19 protein-coding genes are annotated in these 17,497 nt (G+C 56.3%); 11 read left to right on the top strand and 8 right to left on the bottom strand.

Annotated elements, in window-relative coordinates; all coding sequences use genetic code 11:
- A complete protein-coding gene (gene narI, locus SERS4_RS0115430; protein WP_012145603.1) occupies positions 1–678 on the top strand; it encodes a respiratory nitrate reductase subunit gamma in 678 nt (225 codons plus the stop codon).
- A gap of 17 nt (positions 679–695) precedes the next feature.
- Here the strand turns inward: narI and SERS4_RS25800 are convergent, their stop codons facing one another.
- The 8 genes from SERS4_RS25800 to SERS4_RS0115390 all read right to left on the bottom strand — a co-directional run bounded on the left by SERS4_RS25800 (position 696) and on the right by SERS4_RS0115390 (position 8,394).
- Positions 696–1,325 carry a LuxR C-terminal-related transcriptional regulator gene (locus tag SERS4_RS25800; RefSeq protein ID WP_051071212.1) on the bottom strand — a complete coding sequence of 210 codons (630 nt, stop codon included), beginning with the start codon at positions 1,323–1,325 and terminating at the stop codon, positions 696–698.
- Positions 1,322–1,849, bottom strand: a complete 528-nt coding sequence (locus SERS4_RS0115420) for a fimbrial protein (protein ID WP_017893161.1) — start codon at positions 1,847–1,849, stop codon at positions 1,322–1,324. The genes SERS4_RS25800 and SERS4_RS0115420 overlap by 4 nt, the downstream gene beginning before the upstream one ends.
- Positions 1,850–1,875: 26 nt before the next feature.
- Positions 1,876–2,391 (bottom strand): fimbrial protein, encoded by a 516-nt coding sequence (locus tag SERS4_RS0115415; RefSeq protein ID WP_017893160.1) that lies wholly within the window; start codon positions 2,389–2,391, stop codon positions 1,876–1,878.
- A 42-nt stretch (positions 2,392–2,433) separates the two neighbouring features.
- Positions 2,434–3,081 carry a fimbrial protein gene (locus tag SERS4_RS27180; RefSeq protein ID WP_017893159.1) on the bottom strand — a complete coding sequence of 216 codons (648 nt, stop codon included), beginning with the start codon at positions 3,079–3,081 and terminating at the stop codon, positions 2,434–2,436.
- A gap of 407 nt (positions 3,082–3,488) precedes the next feature.
- Positions 3,489–6,011, bottom strand: coding sequence for a fimbria/pilus outer membrane usher protein (locus tag SERS4_RS0115405; RefSeq protein WP_017893158.1), 2,523 nt, complete (start codon positions 6,009–6,011; stop codon positions 3,489–3,491).
- A gap of 48 nt (positions 6,012–6,059) precedes the next feature.
- The gene (locus tag SERS4_RS0115400; RefSeq protein ID WP_017893157.1) at positions 6,060–6,740 is read right to left on the bottom strand and encodes a molecular chaperone; all 681 of its coding nucleotides are present in this window, start codon (positions 6,738–6,740) and stop codon (positions 6,060–6,062) included.
- 81 nt (positions 6,741–6,821) lie between these two features.
- Positions 6,822–7,367 (bottom strand): fimbrial protein, encoded by a 546-nt coding sequence (locus SERS4_RS0115395; protein WP_017893156.1) that lies wholly within the window; start codon positions 7,365–7,367, stop codon positions 6,822–6,824.
- A 430-nt stretch (positions 7,368–7,797) separates the two neighbouring features.
- Positions 7,798–8,394, bottom strand: coding sequence for a tyrosine-type DNA invertase (locus tag SERS4_RS0115390; RefSeq protein WP_017893155.1), 597 nt, complete (start codon positions 8,392–8,394; stop codon positions 7,798–7,800).
- Positions 8,395–8,703: 309 nt separating this feature from the next.
- On the opposite strand from SERS4_RS0115390, the gene SERS4_RS0115385 reads away from it, so the two are divergent.
- The 10 genes from SERS4_RS0115385 to SERS4_RS0115340 all read left to right on the top strand — a co-directional run bounded on the left by SERS4_RS0115385 (position 8,704) and on the right by SERS4_RS0115340 (position 17,417).
- A complete protein-coding gene (locus SERS4_RS0115385) occupies positions 8,704–8,928 on the top strand; it encodes a hypothetical protein (protein ID WP_017893154.1) in 225 nt (74 codons plus the stop codon).
- Positions 8,925–9,191 carry a hypothetical protein gene (locus tag SERS4_RS0115380; protein WP_012145593.1) on the top strand — a complete coding sequence of 89 codons (267 nt, stop codon included), beginning with the start codon at positions 8,925–8,927 and terminating at the stop codon, positions 9,189–9,191. The genes SERS4_RS0115385 and SERS4_RS0115380 overlap by 4 nt, the downstream gene beginning before the upstream one ends.
- Before the next feature lie 222 nt (positions 9,192–9,413).
- Positions 9,414–10,421 carry a 3-oxoacyl-[acyl-carrier-protein] synthase III C-terminal domain-containing protein gene (locus SERS4_RS0115375; RefSeq protein ID WP_026142414.1) on the top strand — a complete coding sequence of 336 codons (1,008 nt, stop codon included), beginning with the start codon at positions 9,414–9,416 and terminating at the stop codon, positions 10,419–10,421.
- Positions 10,418–11,434, top strand: a complete 1,017-nt coding sequence (locus SERS4_RS0115370) for an NAD(P)-dependent oxidoreductase (RefSeq protein ID WP_017893152.1) — start codon at positions 10,418–10,420, stop codon at positions 11,432–11,434. The genes SERS4_RS0115375 and SERS4_RS0115370 overlap by 4 nt, the downstream gene beginning before the upstream one ends.
- Positions 11,427–12,233 (top strand): MBL fold metallo-hydrolase, encoded by an 807-nt coding sequence (locus tag SERS4_RS0115365; RefSeq protein WP_017893151.1) that lies wholly within the window; start codon positions 11,427–11,429, stop codon positions 12,231–12,233. The genes SERS4_RS0115370 and SERS4_RS0115365 overlap by 8 nt, the downstream gene beginning before the upstream one ends.
- Positions 12,230–13,513, top strand: a complete 1,284-nt coding sequence (locus SERS4_RS0115360; protein ID WP_017893150.1) for a F390 synthetase-related protein — start codon at positions 12,230–12,232, stop codon at positions 13,511–13,513. The genes SERS4_RS0115365 and SERS4_RS0115360 overlap by 4 nt, the downstream gene beginning before the upstream one ends.
- The gene (locus SERS4_RS0115355; RefSeq protein WP_037410738.1) at positions 13,513–14,130 is read left to right on the top strand and encodes a phosphatase PAP2 family protein; all 618 of its coding nucleotides are present in this window, start codon (positions 13,513–13,515) and stop codon (positions 14,128–14,130) included. The genes SERS4_RS0115360 and SERS4_RS0115355 overlap by 1 nt, the downstream gene beginning before the upstream one ends.
- On the top strand, positions 14,127–15,260 hold the full coding sequence (locus SERS4_RS0115350; protein ID WP_017893148.1) for a sterol desaturase family protein: 1,134 nt from the start codon (positions 14,127–14,129) through the stop codon (positions 15,258–15,260). Before SERS4_RS0115355 ends, SERS4_RS0115350 begins: the two co-directional genes overlap by 4 nt.
- On the top strand, positions 15,253–16,335 hold the full coding sequence (locus tag SERS4_RS0115345; protein WP_017893147.1) for an acyl-CoA desaturase: 1,083 nt from the start codon (positions 15,253–15,255) through the stop codon (positions 16,333–16,335). Before SERS4_RS0115350 ends, SERS4_RS0115345 begins: the two co-directional genes overlap by 8 nt.
- Positions 16,332–17,417, top strand: a complete 1,086-nt coding sequence (locus tag SERS4_RS0115340) for an acyl-CoA desaturase (RefSeq protein ID WP_017893146.1) — start codon at positions 16,332–16,334, stop codon at positions 17,415–17,417. The genes SERS4_RS0115345 and SERS4_RS0115340 overlap by 4 nt, the downstream gene beginning before the upstream one ends.
- Positions 17,418–17,497: the final 80 nt, after the last annotated feature.

Here is a 17,497-nt window from a genome sequence, read left to right as displayed (position 1 = left end):
ATGCAATTTTTAAATCAGTTCTTCTTCGATATTTACCCCTATCTGGCGGGGGCGATTTTCCTGATCGGCAGTTGGCTGCGTTACGATTACGGCCAATACAGCTGGCGCGCCGGATCCAGCCAGATGCTGGATAAAAAAGGAATGCGACTGGCCTCCAACCTGTTCCACATCGGCATTTTGGGCATCTTCGCCGGGCACTTCCTCGGCATGCTGACGCCGCACTGGATGTATGAATCCTTCCTGCCGATCGACGTGAAGCAGAAACTGGCGATGATCGCCGGTGGTGCCTGCGGCGTAATGACGTTGATTGGCGGGGCGCTGCTGCTGAAACGCCGGTTGACCAACCCGCGGGTGCGGGCGACCAGCAGTTTTGCCGATATCATGATCCTGACGCTGTTGGTGGTGCAGGTGTGCCTGGGGCTGCTGACCATTCCGTTCTCCGCCCAACATATGGACGGCAGCGAGATGATGAAGCTGGTGGGCTGGGCACAGGCGGTGGTGACCTTCCACGCCGGTGCATCAGAACATCTGGTGGGCGTTGCGCCGATTTTTAAACTGCATATGGTGCTGGGCATGACGCTGTTCGTGCTGTTCCCGTTCTGTCGCCTGGTGCATATCTGGAGCGTACCGGTGGAATACCTGACCCGCCGTTACCAACTGGTGCGTAATCGCCGCTAAAGACATTTCCCCAACTATTACCCTCCATCTGGCGAAACGCGATCCGTCAGATGGGGGGAATTCGTGATACAAACTTTTTCTTCCCTCAGCCTCAGTTCCATCGACGCCTGCCAGTTTGCCAGCAAGGCTCGCGCTCGCTGTGGCGCCAGAGCAAATAACTCCACCTCACTGTGCAACCCCAACCTCTGCATTAAGTGACGCTTCTGGAAACTGACCGTTTTCACGCTGCGCCCCTGCTGGAACGCGATGTCCGACACGCTGTGGCCATTGAGCAGGGCATTTAGCACCTGTTGCTCGCGCGGCGCCAGTAACTGACGGCGCGCGGTAATATCCGCAGATAACGGCGGATTGAGCAGCGCCCCCAGCGCATACAGCATGGCATTGCTGGTCAGACCGAGCTTACCCATAGCCCGTTGCTTGTGGCTGCTGATGGTGCGGATATCGCGCTGCAGCTTCCAGGCAATTGCCGTCAAGTCCTGTCCGCTGAGCAGCGACTGTACAATACGGCGTTCCGTGGGGGTCAAGCGTGCGAGCAGATAGGCCGGCAGCAGAGCCTGGCGAGCAGGCTCACCGTCGCGCTGGAAGGGCTGCGGGCCAGCGTGCGTGCAACGCGATGCCGCGAAAGGATAAACCGGCGAGCCCTTCATTTACTGTACCAAATGGTAAAGGTGGCGCTGGCATTGGCACTGCCAGCGGTTACCGTGTCGCTGATGGCGATGTAGCGTGCGCTGAAGGTCAGAGAATTCACTGTGCTATTGCCACCGATGATTGACATCAACGGTGAACGCGTCCCCGGAGCCAACACTTTTTTCGCACCGTCCAGCAGTTGCACACCGACCCCTTTCGCTACGCTACTGCCGGTCAGCGCTAATGCACTGTTATCTCCGGTTGCGACGACGCCATCAAACTGCACCTGTACCTGGCTGACCTCTGCCGGGCAGCTATTCAGGCGTAAGGTGAAGTCGGTATGGGTACCGGTCGCGCCTTTGCTGCTTAATACGCTGCGCGACAGGGTGCCCAGGTCCACCGCCAGCGGGTCAACCGTCGGTTCACAAGCGGCCGACAGCACGCGTCCGCTAATATTGACGCTGGCGTCATCGGCCCTAACGACCCCACTGCAAAGCATTAGCGTCAGTAGCGTCCGAGCAGTCTGTAAAGCTACCATGTGCATGACAGATTCCTTGTCGTCGCAATCAGTTATTGATAGGTAAAGGACACCACAATGTTGCCAATTACCGTGCCGGCAGTGGCCGAGCCTTTCGAGTAAATTTGCACTTTCTGGCTAAACACCGCGGCTTTGGTAGTCGCGTCCACGGCGACCTGACGGGTGGTGTTGGGGGTAATCGTTTTGCTTGCACCATCCTGAACGTACAGCGCCAACTGTCCTGCGGTACCGGTATTGATAAAACTGTCGTCATAGAGAGGCGAAACCGTGCCGGTGTAACTGGCCGTTACCTTGGTGGTTGCCGCCGGACAGTCCTTCAGTTTTAAATCAAAGCTTTTAAACGGGCTGGTGTCACCGGCTTTTTGCAATTTGCTGACCACGATATCGTCCAGTTTGATATCCAGAGAGCCGGCACCATCAATGACACAAGGGGCGGCAATCACATTGCCGGTGATATTGACCGTGACTGCGTCGGCCTGAGCCAAACCGTTGGCCCCTAAGCCGCTACACAGTATCCATACCGCCGGGTGGCGAATAATCTTCAGCATGTTCCTTCTCCTGTTAGTGTTTTCCATAAATTACATATTGAGTTACTGATAGGTGATATTCAGCGTGGCGGTAGTATTGGCTCGGCCACCGGTGACGTCCTTTTTGGTCTGGTAGTAGCGAGCGCTGAAGGGCAGGCTATCTTTGCCGCCGGCAACCGTTTTCACCAGTAGGTTGGTATCCCGCTTGAGCAATGTCCCGTCAGACAATATTTGTACCCCCAACCCGCTAGCTACGCCGATTTGCCCGGCACCGGTCAATGCCAGTACGCTGCTATCCGTAGTTTCGGCGCTTTGTGTTCCACTCAGGGAAACGCTGACCTTAAGCCCCGGATCGCAGTTCAGCCCCACATCGAAGGTTTTTTCACCAAAGGTGGAGCCAACAGCGGTGAGTTTAGCCGCAGATATACTGCCTAAAGAGACATCAATCGCCGTGTTGGTCAGGGTACAGGTGGTTTGAGAAAATGATGCAGCGGTGCCGACACGAATTCTGCCCAGCTCCCAGGAGCCATTCGGATCCGTCAGGCTAAAGATTGCCAGGGTGGTCCCCGTCGGTAGACTACCGCTGGTAATCTTCCCGGTTTTTATCAGTTCAACCTTCCAGGTGTAATTCAGGACCTGGACAAAGTACCACCCTGCCTTGGCCAGCCATTCATCGCCGATATAATTCGAGTCATAGAGTGAAACTCGCACTCCCAGCCCCGACACGGAAGTACTGGAAATCTTATTGGCGACAACCCAGCCATTAGCGGGTGAAAGTTTATGTTTAACAGAGAGTCGCATAATCGCCTGACACAATCGGGTGAATCCAGGGTCAGGTGGGCTATAGGACAAGATGTAAGTTTCTGGTCCTGCCAATTGATAGGTGCCCAGTACTGTGCCTATCGGTGTACTGTCCGACAGTTTTATATTTCCAAGATTGATATCTTGTATTTTACTGGTTACTGGAGTAACAAGCCGGCACGTAGAGGACATTGCTGGTATCGACAAACAGAGCAGTCCCCCCATCAAACAAGCTTGTAAAATACAGTGACCACGCCGCACAGAATACTTGCCGACCTCATCCCACCATGGTTTTTCCCTGGTCGATTCTTTCCTTGTCATTGACATACCTCGTCCATTTGCAATATCTCTCCCTGTAGGGCTGTCTTTGGCAATTGATACTCCACCCGGCACTGGCCGGCATTGCCGTTCCCCCATTGCACCGTCAGTTTTCCTTGTTCAGCCAGGCCACTCAGGTATACCTGGCCGCCGTCGCCGACGATGCTGCCCTGCGCCGCGTTCTGGTCGGCCTCGCTCACCGTGGCACCAAAGGGCACCGGTTTGCCATTGCCTTGCGTTAGCGTCATCAACACCCGTGCGCCCACTCTGGCACTGAACGTTGCCATCACCAGCGCTCCGCGCGTGGGGACCACGCGGTGACTGGTCTGTGCCACGTCGGTGTCTGCCGATAAGGTTTCTGTCGCCAGCGTGACGTCGGTGCTGCGATAGGGTGTCAGATAGGGCACCAATGCATAACCACGCCAGTCAGTGCGTACACCGGTCTGGTTATTGACGCTAACGCCTGCCGCGCCGGGCATCGCCACCAGCGCCGCCGTTTCACCCAGGGGTTGCCCCAGGGTCACGCCGCTGGCATGCGCCACCACGCTGCCTTGCAGACCATAATTCAGCCGCTGGCTGTTGCGGTCATAACCGTAGCCCGAGCTCAGTTCGCCGTAAGTCCCCTTGTAGTCCAGATTAAGATTGCCACCGTAACCTTGCCCTCGGTTGCCATAATTCTGCTGTGCCGCCCAACTCAGGCTGTTATCCCGCAGCGCCATACCGCTCAGCCCCAGAGACTGAGTAGTCGCGCCGCCCTTGGTATTGTTCAGGTTGTAGCTCACCCAACTGCTGTTGTTGTCCCACAGGTTTAGCGGCATGTTGAGATTAAAGACGATTTGCTGGTCGTTACTGCGCTGCGGCCCAAAACTATTACGGTTATAACTCCAGTTCACCCCGTAGCTGATCCCTTGCCAACTGTTGTTGTAGCCCAGTCCCAACGAGGCCATGCTGCGATCGCTGTTCCAGTAATCTTCGCGTATCGCACTGAGCGAGAGCGAACCGCCGTCCTGCCATAACTGCTGGCTCATGCTCAGTTCCGCCCGGTTGCGCCGCCGCTCATACGCCCAGTAGGCCATCTCTCCGCTACGCCAGGTGTCCAACACCTCCGACAGGGCATAAAACCCTGCGGTCGAATAGCGATAACCGGCAATGGCGAAGTTGGTACCGGTTTGCACCATATTTTTGCTGTAACGCATACGCCACGACTGCCCGGTCTGTCTATCCAGCCCTTTTTGCTGCCCCCGCGACTGGGTCACATCCACCGAGAATGCTCCCCAATCGCCAAGGTTGTTGCCCAGCCCCAGTGCGACCGACTGGTAGCGCTGTGCCATTTGCACGCCACCATACAAGGTACTGTTCCACGGCAGACCATAAATGGCCGTTCCCTGCATCAGGGCGCTTTTATCCACGCTGTGGTCATAACTGCGGTATTGGCCCGCCGTCAGGCTGTATTTGAGCCGGCCTTCACGCTGTAACACGGGCAGGGAGGCGAAGGGCACCACTAGCTGCTGTTCGCTGCCATCGGCTTCTTTGATGGTGACATGCAGGTCGCCACTGCCGCCGGTAGGGTACATATCGTCAATAACAAATGCCCCCGGCGCTACGTAGGTACGGTAAATCTCATAGCCGTTTTGGCGTACTACCACCTGGGCATTGGTGCGGGCAATGCCGCGGACTATTGGCGCATAACCTCGCAGGCTATCCGGTAGCATGTCGTCATCCGAAGCCAGTTGCCCACCACGGAAGGGCACTGCATCAAACACCTCACTGGGCGCGTTGCTGTCACCCAAAGTCATCTGACTCTGCAACCCAATCAGGTTACGTTGGGCGTAGGTATAAACTGTATTCCACTTGTCTTGCCCGTCACTGTCGCGGCCCCAGGTGGTGTAGTTACGCAGTCGCCATGGCCCGAGGTTCGCCCCCGGACGCAGGTTGGCATACTGATTGTTGCTATTACCGTCACTCCCATTTCTGGCATAGGTGTTGGCCCCGCTCAGGCTATAGTTAAGTAATAGCGCTGGAACGCCTTCGTCCCATTGTGTCGGGGAGACATAGCCGCGCGGCTGCTGTTTAATCGCCGCCTGTGGAATGCTCAGCAGCAATCGCTGCTGGTTAAACTGCAAACGTGCCGAGGCTTGAGGTATTGCCGTCAGATCGACACAGGCGCTGTCCGCGGCTCCCAGAGTAGGAAAGCGGCTCACCTGAACGCCGTAATCGCCCAGTTCCGCCACGCTAAGGCAGGGTTGTAACCCATCCCCCTTGGATCCGGCATGAAAAGTCACCGAGCGTGTTGCCACCATCTGCTGATTAAGAAAAATATCGACCCGATAGACGCCGGGTATTTGCCCGCCGGCACTCTCAAATGCCGATAAGTCCACGCCATCCTGTTGGGGAGTCCCAATAGTCAGCAATGCCGGGTTAAAATAATCTCGCCCCTGTGCTGTCGGCTGTAATGCCAGTTGTAAGGCTATTAGCCCCGCCAGCGGCACCTGACGATATCGTCGGTCTGTTTCCGTACTCATTGCCACACTCCCTTGTTTGCCTTTTCACCTCACTGTGAAGAGTCAACATCACCCGGCTAATTTGCCCTGCTGGGTGGCACCGCTACCGCCAAAATCGTTGATAACTATCCAACTCACCGCATTGCCTGCTTTCACCTCTTGCAAAGCAAAATCCGCACTGCTGAACGGCGCTACATAAGTTGCATCCCGCACCTCTTGGCCCTCGATCTTCACACTCTGAAAGTTCATGTAATACGGCGTAGGGTTGTTGACCCGCAGTTTTCCGCCTTGCCGTGACCAGCTCAATTGCCCGGCAACCGTCTCCGGAGATTTATCCTTCAACTGTTCTGGGCGATATATCAGTTTGATGCGGGTGTTCACCGCTATCTGGAGGGTATTGTTTTTATTCTCAGACGAAGGGATGGCTTTCACATTCAACCAGTACAGCGCTTCGCGGTCTTTTGGCAAATTGCCGCCCAGGCGCACTATTCGCAGTACGTTCTTGTCCCCGGCTTCTAAACGAAACAGCGGGGGTGTCAGGATAAACGGGACTTTCTCACTGCCGGCGGTTTGTGGATCGACCCAGGACTGGATCAGGTAAGGGACTTTATCCGGGTTACTCACGCTTAATGAAGCTTCCCGCAATCCACCGTCGTACACCACTCGGGTTGCCCCAATCACCACACCCGCCTGTACCAGACTGCTGCTCAATATCAACCCAAGATACAGCGCGACCTGCCATGCTTTCATGCCCAGTTTCTCCCTGAAAAGGGACGCCCTAATGGGCAGTCCCTGCAAAGCCAAACAGCCTCAAAGAGGCCGCATTCGCGTTTAGTTATACTTGATGTTGAAAGTGGCGCTGGAGTTAGCTACGCCGGAAGTCACCGTCGCTGACGTGGCAACATAGCGCGCGGTAAAGTCCAGTTTGTTAATGTCCGCAGCACCGGTCAGCAAGTCATAGCTGGCAGACGGCGTTTTTAATGCCAAAACGGTGTCGCTTTTATCGCTGATTTGGATCCCAACCCCGGTAGCGGCAGGATCGGCAGTGGTGCCCGCAGTCAGAGCCAGTACTTTTTTGTCGTTGCCTGCCGCAGTGCCGTCAAATTCGACGGTGGCTTTGGTATAGGTCGCTGGGCAACTTTTCAGATTGATGGTGAATTTGCTGGATGTACCGGTAGAGCCGGCGCCCGAGAAGGCCGTTTTATTCAGATCTCCCATAGGGACACTGATACCCGTTTCACCCGCGGCCAAATCGACCACACAGGTTGTATCTTGGATCTTACCCGTAAAGTTGATGTTACCGTCAGCAGCAAACGAAGAAGTGGTGGAAAGCAATGCGGCCGTAGCCAATGAAGTGACCAGCAGAGTTTTTTTCATAGATAGGATTCCTTGAGAAGTGCAGTCTTGCACAATGTCCATTTAACTCATTGATTGAGTTGTCCTTTTTTTAGCCGACGCTCGTGTTGCCATAACGATGCAAACGCAACATTTTGAGTCAAACTGACACATTAGGCAGATAGTTCTTCAGGTTGATTAAGTTGGAGTGATGTATGGGAGATGACACCATGGATGGTGTTTAAATTGGTGAGTAATGCTGCTTAATTATTCAGTAATGATTCAGGGAGATAAAAGAAATAGGCTGACCGTGACGAAAAACCTGGAATTGATGGGCATAGTTATGTGAAGACGTTAGTGAGGGATGAATTTATTTTGTTGATATTAATAGAGTTATAGGTAAGGATTAAAAAACCGTAAAACAAGCATTGACTTTTTTTCAGGATATTCCTAGTTTAGTTAACAGTTTGACTCAAATTGTTACATTTTCCGCCTCTTTTTCCTCTTTCCACAGGTGTTTAAATCGTCCGGCATTGGCCGCGGTATACAGCACCGTATGCTGAATATTACGGTGTCCCAGATAGTCCTGGATCACCCGGGTATCTGCGCCATTATCCGCCAGCGCATAGCCACAGGCATGGCGCAACATATGCGGATGGGCATCCACATCCAGTCCGGCCTGCTTACCGTAAGCCTGCAACATACGATAAATGCGCTGGCGCGACAGCCGGTAGCCTTTCTGCGACAGAAACAGCCATTCTTCATCCTCCAGATTGCGACAGGACCGGCGTTTTTCCAGCCAGCGGGTCAGTAGATGTTTCTCGGTGGTTTCCAGCGGATGGATGGTGGATAACCCGTTTTTAAGGCGGTTCATATAGACGCAACCGCTTTCCATATCCAGGTCCGCCATGCGCAGGCCATTAAGCTCACTAACGCGGCAGCCGTGGATGAAACCCATCCAGATCAGGCAGCTGTCTCGCTCGGGCGCTCGTCCGGCGGCGGCCTGTTGCAGCAGGCGAGTGACCTCGGTACGGGTCAGGTGCTTGCGGTGATTGTGAGATTTTTGCATTGCTTCTCCTCGAAAAAAACAAAGGCCGGCAACAGGCCGGCCATTGGCGTCGTCCGTCAATCATTGACGATGCAAGGGGCAGTATAGTGCAGGTTGGGTGCAAAAGTTCGAAAGTCTGTGGGCTGTAAAATCCGATCTTCTTTAATACCTGGCAGCAATAGGCTGACTTTTCATATTTGCCAGTTCGATGAGACGCTTATTTCGCGCAAGCTGCTGAATTTGCGAAGCGTTACGCAGTTCACTAATTGAACAATGATCGCTGGTGAAGTAAGCTTTTCTCCACTAACTGACAGCCACAGGAGGTGGGGTATGCGTAGTTTGCCAATTCGGTTATCAAATAAAATTGACGACGATCTGAACGATATTGCCAAGCGGCATGGAATGGAGAAAACCGAGGTGATCAAGATGGCTTTCGCGTTGATTGCCATTGCTGATAAACAGTGGGTGAAACAAGATGGTTCATCCCTGGGTATCGTGCGAGGGAACGGCCAGGATTTGGAGGCGGTGGGGCAGGTCGTGGGGATTTTTCCATGAAGGCTGAAGAGACGAAAATACTGGCAGAAGCCAATGGACTTTATCAGGAACAAGTGTTGGTGTTTGACGAAATGGAACGTCTTCGTCTGGCGCGTCAGGTATTGTGCGGCATCTTCGTTATCAGCGTGGGCGTTTTTGTTGCCCACGCGTATTGGGATCAAAATGAATCCATCAGGCAGGTGTTTGAACTGTTGAAGATTGGCGCACTGCCGTTGGTCACATTGGTGATCTCCTTTTATTTCCCTCATCGTACCGCCAGATAACGCCTGCCGATTTGCGCATTTTTGCTTCCTTGCCGTAAACTTGCTATCTCAGTATTGTTACAATTAATTGTCGGCGGCCGCCGGCTATTTGCAGTGCATAACAACAATCAATAGCCCAGGTTTGCGGGCACTTTGGGATTTAAAACCGGGGATGACTCGGTGCTGTCACAGGATAGCGCCGGGAGATCGCTTTATGGATATGCAGGTTAGTTAACAATAATAATGACAACACAATCATGTTCACCCACGTTGCTGCCGTTGAAAGTCATCGCCACGGGGGCAGCACTGCCCCCCAACCGAGTCGACTCCTCCGCGCTCGATAGCCTGCTGTGCAAGCCGACAGGCTACGTCGAGAAACGCTCCGGTATCAGCTACCGTTTTCACGCCACCGATGATGCCAGCCAGGCTGAACTGGCCGTCGCCGCATTGCAGGATGCCTTAACCCGTTGCCGCATCGACGCGCAGTCGATAGATCTGCTGATTTCCGCATCCGCGATTTCAGTACAGGCTCTGCCTTGCACGGCGGCGCATATTCTTAAGGTGGCCGGACTGGCACCGGGCACTGCCGGTTTCGATATCAACAGCAGCTGCGTCAGTTTTATCTCCGCCCTGCAGGTGGCCGCCGGGCTGCTGAATGCCGGTACCTACCGGCGCATTGCTATTGTCTCAGCCGATTTGGCTTCTCGCGGTATTGACTGGGAGCATGAAGAGTCCTCACTGATTTTTGGCGACGGCGCGGCCTGTGCCATCGTCGAGCGTGGCGACGGCAGCAGCGGTATTTTGGCCAGCCTGGTGGAGACCTATCCTGAAGGTAGCGAGCTGTGCGAAATACGCGCCGGGGGGACGCGGCGCAACCCGCGCGCCGGTATGAATAACAGCGATTTCCTGTTCCATATGCAGGGCAAACAGCTGTTCCGCCAGGCGTCGGCACTGATCGAAGATTATCTTGCTCGTCTGCTGGCAGCCAGTGGCCTGACACTGGCGCAGATCGCGACGGTGGTGCCGCATCAGGCGAGCCACCTGTCGCTCGAACATATGCGCAAGCGGCTGCATGTTCCCCCCGAGGTACTGGTGGATATTTATCGCTATCACGGCAATCAGGTGGCGGCGTCTATCCCCACGGCGTTACACGCTGCGGTTACCGGCGGGCGATTTAACCCAGGTAAGCCGGTGATGCTGATCGGCACCGCCGCCGGGCTGTCACTGGCCGGCATGGTGCTGCTGCCATGAGGGTGTTGGTCACCGGAGCCACCAGTGGGCTGGGGCGCAACGCTGCGCAGTGGCTGTTGGAAGCGGGTCATCAGGTGCATGCCACCGGGCGTGACAGTCACGCCGGTCAGGAACTGCGTGAGTTGGGTGCCGAGTTCAGTCCGCTGGATTTGGCGCAGGCCACGGTGGCGCAGTGCCGTCAACTGATGGCCAACTGTGATTGGGTCTGGCACTGCGCGGCCAAATCCTCGCCCTGGGGCAGCAAAAGCGAGTTCTATCAGGCCAACGAGGCCGCGACTGAAAAATTGGCGCAGGCGGCAGGGGACTGTGGCGTCCGGCGTTTTGTTCACATCTCCACACCGGCAATCTATTTCGATTTTCGGCCGCAGCAGAATATTGACGAAGGCTATCGCGCCAGGCGTTTCGCCAACCATTACGCCGCCAGCAAATATGCTGCCGAGCAGCGGTTGCAGGCACTGGTACCGCGTTACCCGCAAACGACCTATATTATTCTACGGCCCAGAGGGCTGTTCGGCCCACACGACCGGGTGATTGTACCGCGGGTGCTGCAACAGTTGGATCGCGATCGCGGGGTGCTACGGTTGCCTGGCGGTGGCAAAGCGGTATTGGATCTGACCTTTGTACTTAACGTGGTGCATGCGATGGATCTGGCCAGCCGCCAGCACGGGTTGCCATCCGGCGCGGCCTACAACATTACTAATCACCAGCCGCAGCGGCTGGCGGAGATGCTGGATTCGCTGCTGCGTCAGCAATTGGGGCTGCGCTACCGGTTGCAGGCGGTGCCTTACTCCTTGCTGTATGCTCTGGCGGGCGGGCTGGAGTTACTGGCCCGTTTTACCGGCAAAGAACCCATGCTGACGCGCTATAGCGTGGCGGCGGTGCATTTCGATATGACGCTGAGCCAAACCCTTGCCGTGGAACAGTTGGGCTATCGGCCACGCTATTCGATGGAAGAGGGGATCCGCATCACCGGCGAGTGGCTTAAGCGGCAAGGAGAGCAGCCCCATGGCTAAGGTCACGGCTTTTGAAGTGGGGTACTGTACCCATATCGGCTGTATGGCGCTGCGCGGTGCCGGTTTTCGGGTGTGTAAATTCCCGGCCCGTGCTTATTTGCTTGAAGTGGGGGATCGTCGTTGGCTGTGGGATACCGGCTATGCGCACTATTTCCAGCAGCAGACGCAGTCCGGCATTTTCCGCATCTACCGCCAAATGACGCCGGTGTATTTCGACCCTCGTGAATCACTGAGCCAGCAGTTGCTGTCTGCCGGTTACGCCGCTAATGATATTCAGGCGCTGATTATTTCGCACTTTCACGCCGACCATATTGCCGGGCTGCGTGATTTCAAACACCTCGATTTTATCTGCTCAGGCGAAGGCTGGCGGCAAACTCGTACCTTACGGGGCTTCGCGGCATTAAAACGCGCCTTTATCCCCGGTTTGATCCCTGATGATTTTGAGAGTGGCCTGCAGTTTATCGAGGGTTTCCAACAGGTCAGTCTGCCTGCGCTGCTGGCCCCCTTTGATCGCGGCTATGCGCTGCCGGGCAGTGAAGGGCAGATCCTGCTGGTTGATTTGCCGGGGCATGCGGCCGGGCATATTGGTGCGTTTATTCTCACCGACGCTGGCTGGACGCTGCTGGCCAGCGATGCAGCCTGGTCACCGCTGAGTTATCAGCAAATGCGCGGGCCTTCACGCTTGGCCAATCTGGTGATGGATGATGCCAGCGCCTATTACCGTACTCTGGAGCGGCTGAATCAGCTATGGGCGAGCGGCAGCGCGAATATTTTACTCTGTCATGAGGGGGATTTATGATCCCGCTAATGACGCTGTGGCATTACTTTCGCACCCGACGCTTAACTTTTGCCGACCGCCAGGCGCTGGAGGCATACCAGGCCAAACGGTTAAAGAGTTTTGCGCGCCGAGTGCTGGCGAAGAGTCCTTATTTCAGGCGTTTCAACCGGCAAGCTATTGCCACCTGGCCGCTGATGGACAAGGCGCTGATGATGGCGCAGTTTGATCAAATGAACACCGCCGGGCTGCACCGCGATCAACTGCTGGCCTGCGCGCGGCGCAGCGAGCAACAGCGAGATTTCAGCCCGAAAATCGGTAAATACAGCGTGGGCCTGTCGTCGGGAACTTCCGGCCAGCGCGGTATTTTTGTCGTCAGCCCGCATGAACAAAGCCTTTGGGCCGGTGGCATGCTGGCGAAAATGCTGCCGGACGGGCTGTTTGCCGGCGAGCGCGTGGCGCTGTTTCTGCGGGCGGACAATAACCTGTATCACAGCGTCAACAACCGCTGGCTGAGCCTGGAGTTTTACGATCTTTTCGCCCCCTTTACCGCGCAGTTGGCACGGCTGGAGCAACAGGCGCCCACCATTATTGTCGCGCCGGCTCAGGTACTGCGGGCGCTGGCGCTGGCGGTGCTGGCCAACCAGATTCGGCTCGAGGTCAAAAAGGTGATTTCTGTCGCCGAGGTGCTGGAGGAGCAAGACCGGCGGCTGTTGGCGCAGGTGTTCCCGGCGGTGGGCGAGGTCTATCAGGCCACCGAAGGCTTCCTGGCGGCCACTTGCGCGCACGGGACTCTGCACCTGAACGAAGAGTTTTTGCATATAGAACCCCAATGGATTGACGATCAGCGCTTTACGCCGTTAATCACCGACTTCACCCGCAGCACCCAACCGATCGTACGCTACCGGCTGGATGACGTGCTGGTCAGGCAGACCGAGCCATGCCCCTGTGGGCAGGCGTCGATGGCGATTGCGCGTATTGAAGGGCGGCGAGACGATCAACTGATGTTGCCGGATGCCCTTGGCCAGCCTCAACTGGTGTTTGCCGATTTATGCAGCCGGGCGATCGCCAATGCGCTGCCGCTGACCAGCGATTACCGCCTAATCCAGAGCGGCGAGCGGCAGTTGCAACTGATTGCCGACTGTAGCGAAGCAGAACTGGCGCACTGCTGGCTGCAGCTGTCTGCCTTGTTTGAACGCCATGGCATCGACAGCGCTGGGCTGGAATGGCAACTGAGCGTGCAGGCGGTGATGCCGCAGTTTGACCGCAAGAGAAGACGGATCACCCGGCAGGTGGCGGCATGATGAAAACGCTGCCGTACCGGCTGTGGCAAATGCTGTTGGGTTGGGGATTCGTTGGGGTGGTTTATAGCAGTACCGATCGCCTGCAGGGCGTGGGCACGCTGCTTCCCCCTTCGGCGATTGACCGTTGGATCCCCTTTAGTCCGACGGCCATTTGGCTGTACCTGTCTTTCTTTATCATTATTCCGTTGGGCTACTTGTTGGCACCGATCCCGCGGGTTCGATGGTTGCGTGCCGCGATGCAACTGACGGCGTTGGGGGCCGGGGCGGTTTACCTGTTGTGGCCGACCACTATGGCTTACCCGCCAGACAGCGGGGTCGGCGTGAGTTCAAAACTGCTGGCGGCGCTGACCCAGGTGGACTCGCTGCAAAACTGCCTGCCTTCACTCCATATGGCGCTGACGGTGCTGGCGGTATGGGCACTGAGCTGCCGGCAGCGTAAAGTGAGAACCGCGCTGTTGATACTGTGGGCGCTGGCGATTGCCTTTTCCATTTTGCAACTGCGCCGCCATCTGCTGGTCGATCTGGCCAGCGGGGCGTTGCTGGCATTTTTGGCCGGCTGGTTGGTTCAGCGCAAACAAAGCTGGCGGCGTAATGCCACCAAAGGAGAGATAGGATGAGCGAACTGGCGATGCCGATCCTGTTCATGCTGTTTGTGGTGATTGGCGAGGCGCTGGTGCTGCAGTATGTACAGCGCCAGCAGGTCAACTGGCACGATCTGGTGTTCAATCTCAACTCCGGCCATATCATGCTGTGGTTGTTCCGCGGGCTGGAAATCACCTGTTACGGCTATGTGGCGGCGCACTTCAGCCTGGATCTGCTGAGCAGTTGGCCACCGGTGCTGATGTGGCTGTTTGCCCTGCTGGCGTGGGACTTCGGCTTTTACTGGTTGCATCGCTTGCATCATCACCTGCGCGTGCTGTGGGCGGTACATGTGGTGCATCATCAGGGTGAGCATTTCAATCTGTCGCTGGGGGTGCGCAATTCCTGGTATTCGTCGTTGACCTCGATCCCGTTTTTTCTGCTGTTGGCGCTGTTGGGCGTGCCGCTGTCGGTGTTTGTCACGGTCTCGATCCTGCATTACAGCATCCAATTGTTTAACCATAATGCGCTGACCCCCAAGCTCGGCTGGCTGGAGTATATTCTTGTTACGCCAGCGCACCATCGGGTGCATCACGTTAAAGATATGGCCTATTCGAACCAGAACTTTGGCGGCAGTTTTATTTTTTGGGACAAGCTGTTTGGCACTTTTTGCCCGAGCCTGCCGGAAACGCCGTTTGTGTATGGCGTTAGCGGCGATAAACCTTCCGCCAATCCGTTCTGGGCCAGCAATCTGCCATTCTTGCGTTATTTTCGCCTGCGTTGGCGGCCCAAAGCGACAAACGGCCGATTCCGCTACTCGGCGCTTAGCGTGTTCAGTGGCGCCATGCTGCTGTTTGCGCTGGTGATTGGCTATGTTTACCAGTACGGCTATGGCTACAGCGATATCAGTTGGCCGCAGATGGCGCTGCTGGTGTTGCTGGCGTTGGGCTCGATGGCGCTGGGCGGCATGACCGAAGGGCATCGCTGGGCGGTTGCCGCCTGGTTGATGATTACGCTGAGCCTTCCGCTGCTGTTTATTGGTTACCTCGGATGGTCGCAGCGTTATTGGCATCTCGCGATGGCCTTGATCACATTGCACGGGGTTTGCGTGGCGCTGGGCTGGGGTCGCGTGCGCGCTCTTAAGCCGGTGGAGGAACCCCATGGCTGACACACTGGCACCACTGAAGTTTCCCGCCGACGGTGAGCAGGCGTTTCATCGTGCGCTTAAACGGGCGGCTCATGCCTATCTGGCCGGTGGCCATCGCTATGCCGACGGTTGGCGGCTGGCAAAGGCGGCGCTGTTGTTGGCGCTGTGCACGGGCTTTTATGCGCTGAGTCTGATGCAGCAGCAGGTTTGGGCATTTTTGGCCTGCTATTTCTTGTTCGTGATGATGGGCATGTTACTCAACGTGAATGTGAACCACGATGCCTCGCATAATGCTTTTCTACGCGCCCCCTGGGCCAACCGACTGGCGGGGCGGCTGGTGACGCTGCCGCTGGGGGTAGACCCGGATTATTGGCGGGTGCGGCATGTGGAATATCACCACGTTTATGCCAACGTCGAACACTACGATCTGGATACCGAAGAGAATGGTTTTTTCCGCCAGACGCCGTTCCAGCGCTGGCGCAAACATATGCGTTATCAGCACCTGTACTGGCCGTTGATTGCCGCACTCTCCTTGCCCTATATCGCCTGGATATTTGACTGGTCGGATCGCCTGGGAAAAACCCCGTTGCATGAAAAGAACATTTTACCGGGCCGCAGCGGCTGGGCGGTGTTTATCCTGTGCAAGATTAGCCATCTGTTGTTGGTGCTGGCAATCCCCCTGGTGCTGTGCCAGCAGAACGGTATCGGCTGGCCGTGGGTGCTGCTGGCCTATGCGCTCAGCCAGATGTGCGCCTCGTTGTTGGTGGTGTTTCTACTGTTGGGAACCCATTGGGCGCAGGCCGAATTTTACCCGGCGCCGGAGGGCGAAAGCATGCCACATGGCTGGTATCGCCATAATTTCGCGACCGCCTGTGACTGGCAGACTTCGCCGCGTGGGTTGCAACACCTGACCGGCGGGCTGAATTATCATCTGACCCATCATCTGTTTCCCGGCTGGAATCATCGTCATTATCCGGCGCTGGCCGCCATAGTGGCGCAGTTGGCGGCGCAATACGGTATGGAATACCGCTGCATTGGTTACCGCGAACTGCTGGCGCAGCAACAGCATTTCTTACGTCGGATGGGGCAGCCATGAAGCCGTTGCGGCCGTTGGCCTTCAAGCCGGATGACACCGGGTTGCATCGTGCGCTGATGCAGGCCGCACAGGGTTATCTGGCCGACAATCGCGACCATCGTTTTGCCGACGGCGGCATGCTGGCGAAGGTGCTTTTCCTGCTGGCGCTATGCGCGCTTTGTTATGGGGTGAGCCTGCAGCAGCAGAGTCTCTGGGCATTTTTTGCCTGCTACTTCGGTTTTATCTTCATCGGCATGTTCCTCACGGTTAACGTGGTGCACGACGCGTCGCACAACGCGTTTTTCAGACAACCCTGGGCCAACCGCTGGCTGAATTGCCTGGTGAGTATCCCGCTCGGTCTGGATCCCGATTGCTGGCGGGTGCGGCACGTTATTTTTCATCATGCCCACAATAACATTGAACATTACGATCCCGACATCGACGCCAATGGCGTGCTGCGGCAGACGCCGTTCCAGCGTTGGCGGCCCTTTATGCGCGCGCAGCGCTTTTACTGGCCGCTGGTAGCGGCGATGACCTTTCCGTATTACATCTGGCTGTTCGACTGGCTGGACCGGGCAGGGCGAACCCGGGTCAGGGCGCGGATGGCACAACAGGGCATACGCGGTTGGGGTATTTTTCTGGCGGGCAAAGCGGCGCACCTGCTGTTGGCATTGGCGATCCCGTGTTATCTGCTGCCGCCGGCAATCGGCATGGGGCAAATCCTGCTGGTTTATCTGCTAAGCCAGATGTTGTCTTCACTGCTGTTCGTAATGTTGATTATCGGCACCCACTGGGCCAAGGCGCAATTTTATCAGGCACCGGCGCAGGGGCCGTTAGCGCACGGCTGGTACCACCATGTGTTCGCCACCACCTTTGACTGGTTCCCGCGGCCGCGCTGGCTGGGCTATTGGTTGGGCGGCGCTAATCTGCACCTGACCCACCACCTGTTCCCGCACTGGAGCCACCGCCATTACCCGGCATTAAGCCGTATCATTGCCGAGGTGGCACCGCGCTTTGGCATCGACTATCGGGTATTGGAACTGGGGGAGTTGCTGCGGCTGCAGCAGCGCTTTCTCAGCGCGATGGGGCGCAAACCCCAGTAGTTATTGAATTTGCGAAGCGTCACGCAGTTCACTAATTGAACGATTTATAAGGCTCAGGTAGACTCTATCCCACTGAAAGA

This window comes from Serratia sp. S4, assembly GCF_000347995.1.
In the GTDB taxonomy this organism is placed as follows: Bacteria; Pseudomonadota; Gammaproteobacteria; order Enterobacterales; family Enterobacteriaceae; genus Serratia; species Serratia quinivorans.
This window is presented reverse-complemented; position numbering and strand designations above follow the sequence as displayed.

What these genes read in the sequence shown, in the direction of transcription:
- SERS4_RS0115340 (WP_017893146.1), top strand. Translation starts at nt 16,332, where the DNA reads ATGAAGCCGTTGCGGCCGTTGGCCTTCAAGCCGGATGACACCGGGTTG.
- SERS4_RS0115415 (WP_017893160.1), bottom strand. Translation starts at nt 2,391, where the DNA reads ATGCTGAAGATTATTCGCCACCCGGCGGTATGGATACTGTGTAGCGGC.
- narI (WP_012145603.1), top strand. Translation starts at nt 1, where the DNA reads ATGCAATTTTTAAATCAGTTCTTCTTCGATATTTACCCCTATCTGGCG.
- SERS4_RS0115385 (WP_017893154.1), top strand. Translation starts at nt 8,704, where the DNA reads ATGCGTAGTTTGCCAATTCGGTTATCAAATAAAATTGACGACGATCTG.
- SERS4_RS25800 (WP_051071212.1), bottom strand. Translation starts at nt 1,325, where the DNA reads ATGAAGGGCTCGCCGGTTTATCCTTTCGCGGCATCGCGTTGCACGCAC.
- SERS4_RS0115365 (WP_017893151.1), top strand. Translation starts at nt 11,427, where the DNA reads ATGGCTAAGGTCACGGCTTTTGAAGTGGGGTACTGTACCCATATCGGC.
- SERS4_RS0115345 (WP_017893147.1), top strand. Translation starts at nt 15,253, where the DNA reads ATGGCTGACACACTGGCACCACTGAAGTTTCCCGCCGACGGTGAGCAG.
- SERS4_RS0115420 (WP_017893161.1), bottom strand. Translation starts at nt 1,849, where the DNA reads ATGCACATGGTAGCTTTACAGACTGCTCGGACGCTACTGACGCTAATG.
- SERS4_RS0115405 (WP_017893158.1), bottom strand. Translation starts at nt 6,011, where the DNA reads ATGAGTACGGAAACAGACCGACGATATCGTCAGGTGCCGCTGGCGGGG.
- SERS4_RS0115400 (WP_017893157.1), bottom strand. Translation starts at nt 6,740, where the DNA reads ATGAAAGCATGGCAGGTCGCGCTGTATCTTGGGTTGATATTGAGCAGC.
- SERS4_RS0115395 (WP_017893156.1), bottom strand. Translation starts at nt 7,367, where the DNA reads ATGAAAAAAACTCTGCTGGTCACTTCATTGGCTACGGCCGCATTGCTT.
- SERS4_RS0115370 (WP_017893152.1), top strand. Translation starts at nt 10,418, where the DNA reads ATGAGGGTGTTGGTCACCGGAGCCACCAGTGGGCTGGGGCGCAACGCT.
- SERS4_RS0115355 (WP_037410738.1), top strand. Translation starts at nt 13,513, where the DNA reads ATGAAAACGCTGCCGTACCGGCTGTGGCAAATGCTGTTGGGTTGGGGA.
- SERS4_RS0115380 (WP_012145593.1), top strand. Translation starts at nt 8,925, where the DNA reads ATGAAGGCTGAAGAGACGAAAATACTGGCAGAAGCCAATGGACTTTAT.
- SERS4_RS0115350 (WP_017893148.1), top strand. Translation starts at nt 14,127, where the DNA reads ATGAGCGAACTGGCGATGCCGATCCTGTTCATGCTGTTTGTGGTGATT.
- SERS4_RS0115390 (WP_017893155.1), bottom strand. Translation starts at nt 8,394, where the DNA reads ATGCAAAAATCTCACAATCACCGCAAGCACCTGACCCGTACCGAGGTC.
- SERS4_RS0115375 (WP_026142414.1), top strand. Translation starts at nt 9,414, where the DNA reads ATGACAACACAATCATGTTCACCCACGTTGCTGCCGTTGAAAGTCATC.
- SERS4_RS0115360 (WP_017893150.1), top strand. Translation starts at nt 12,230, where the DNA reads ATGATCCCGCTAATGACGCTGTGGCATTACTTTCGCACCCGACGCTTA.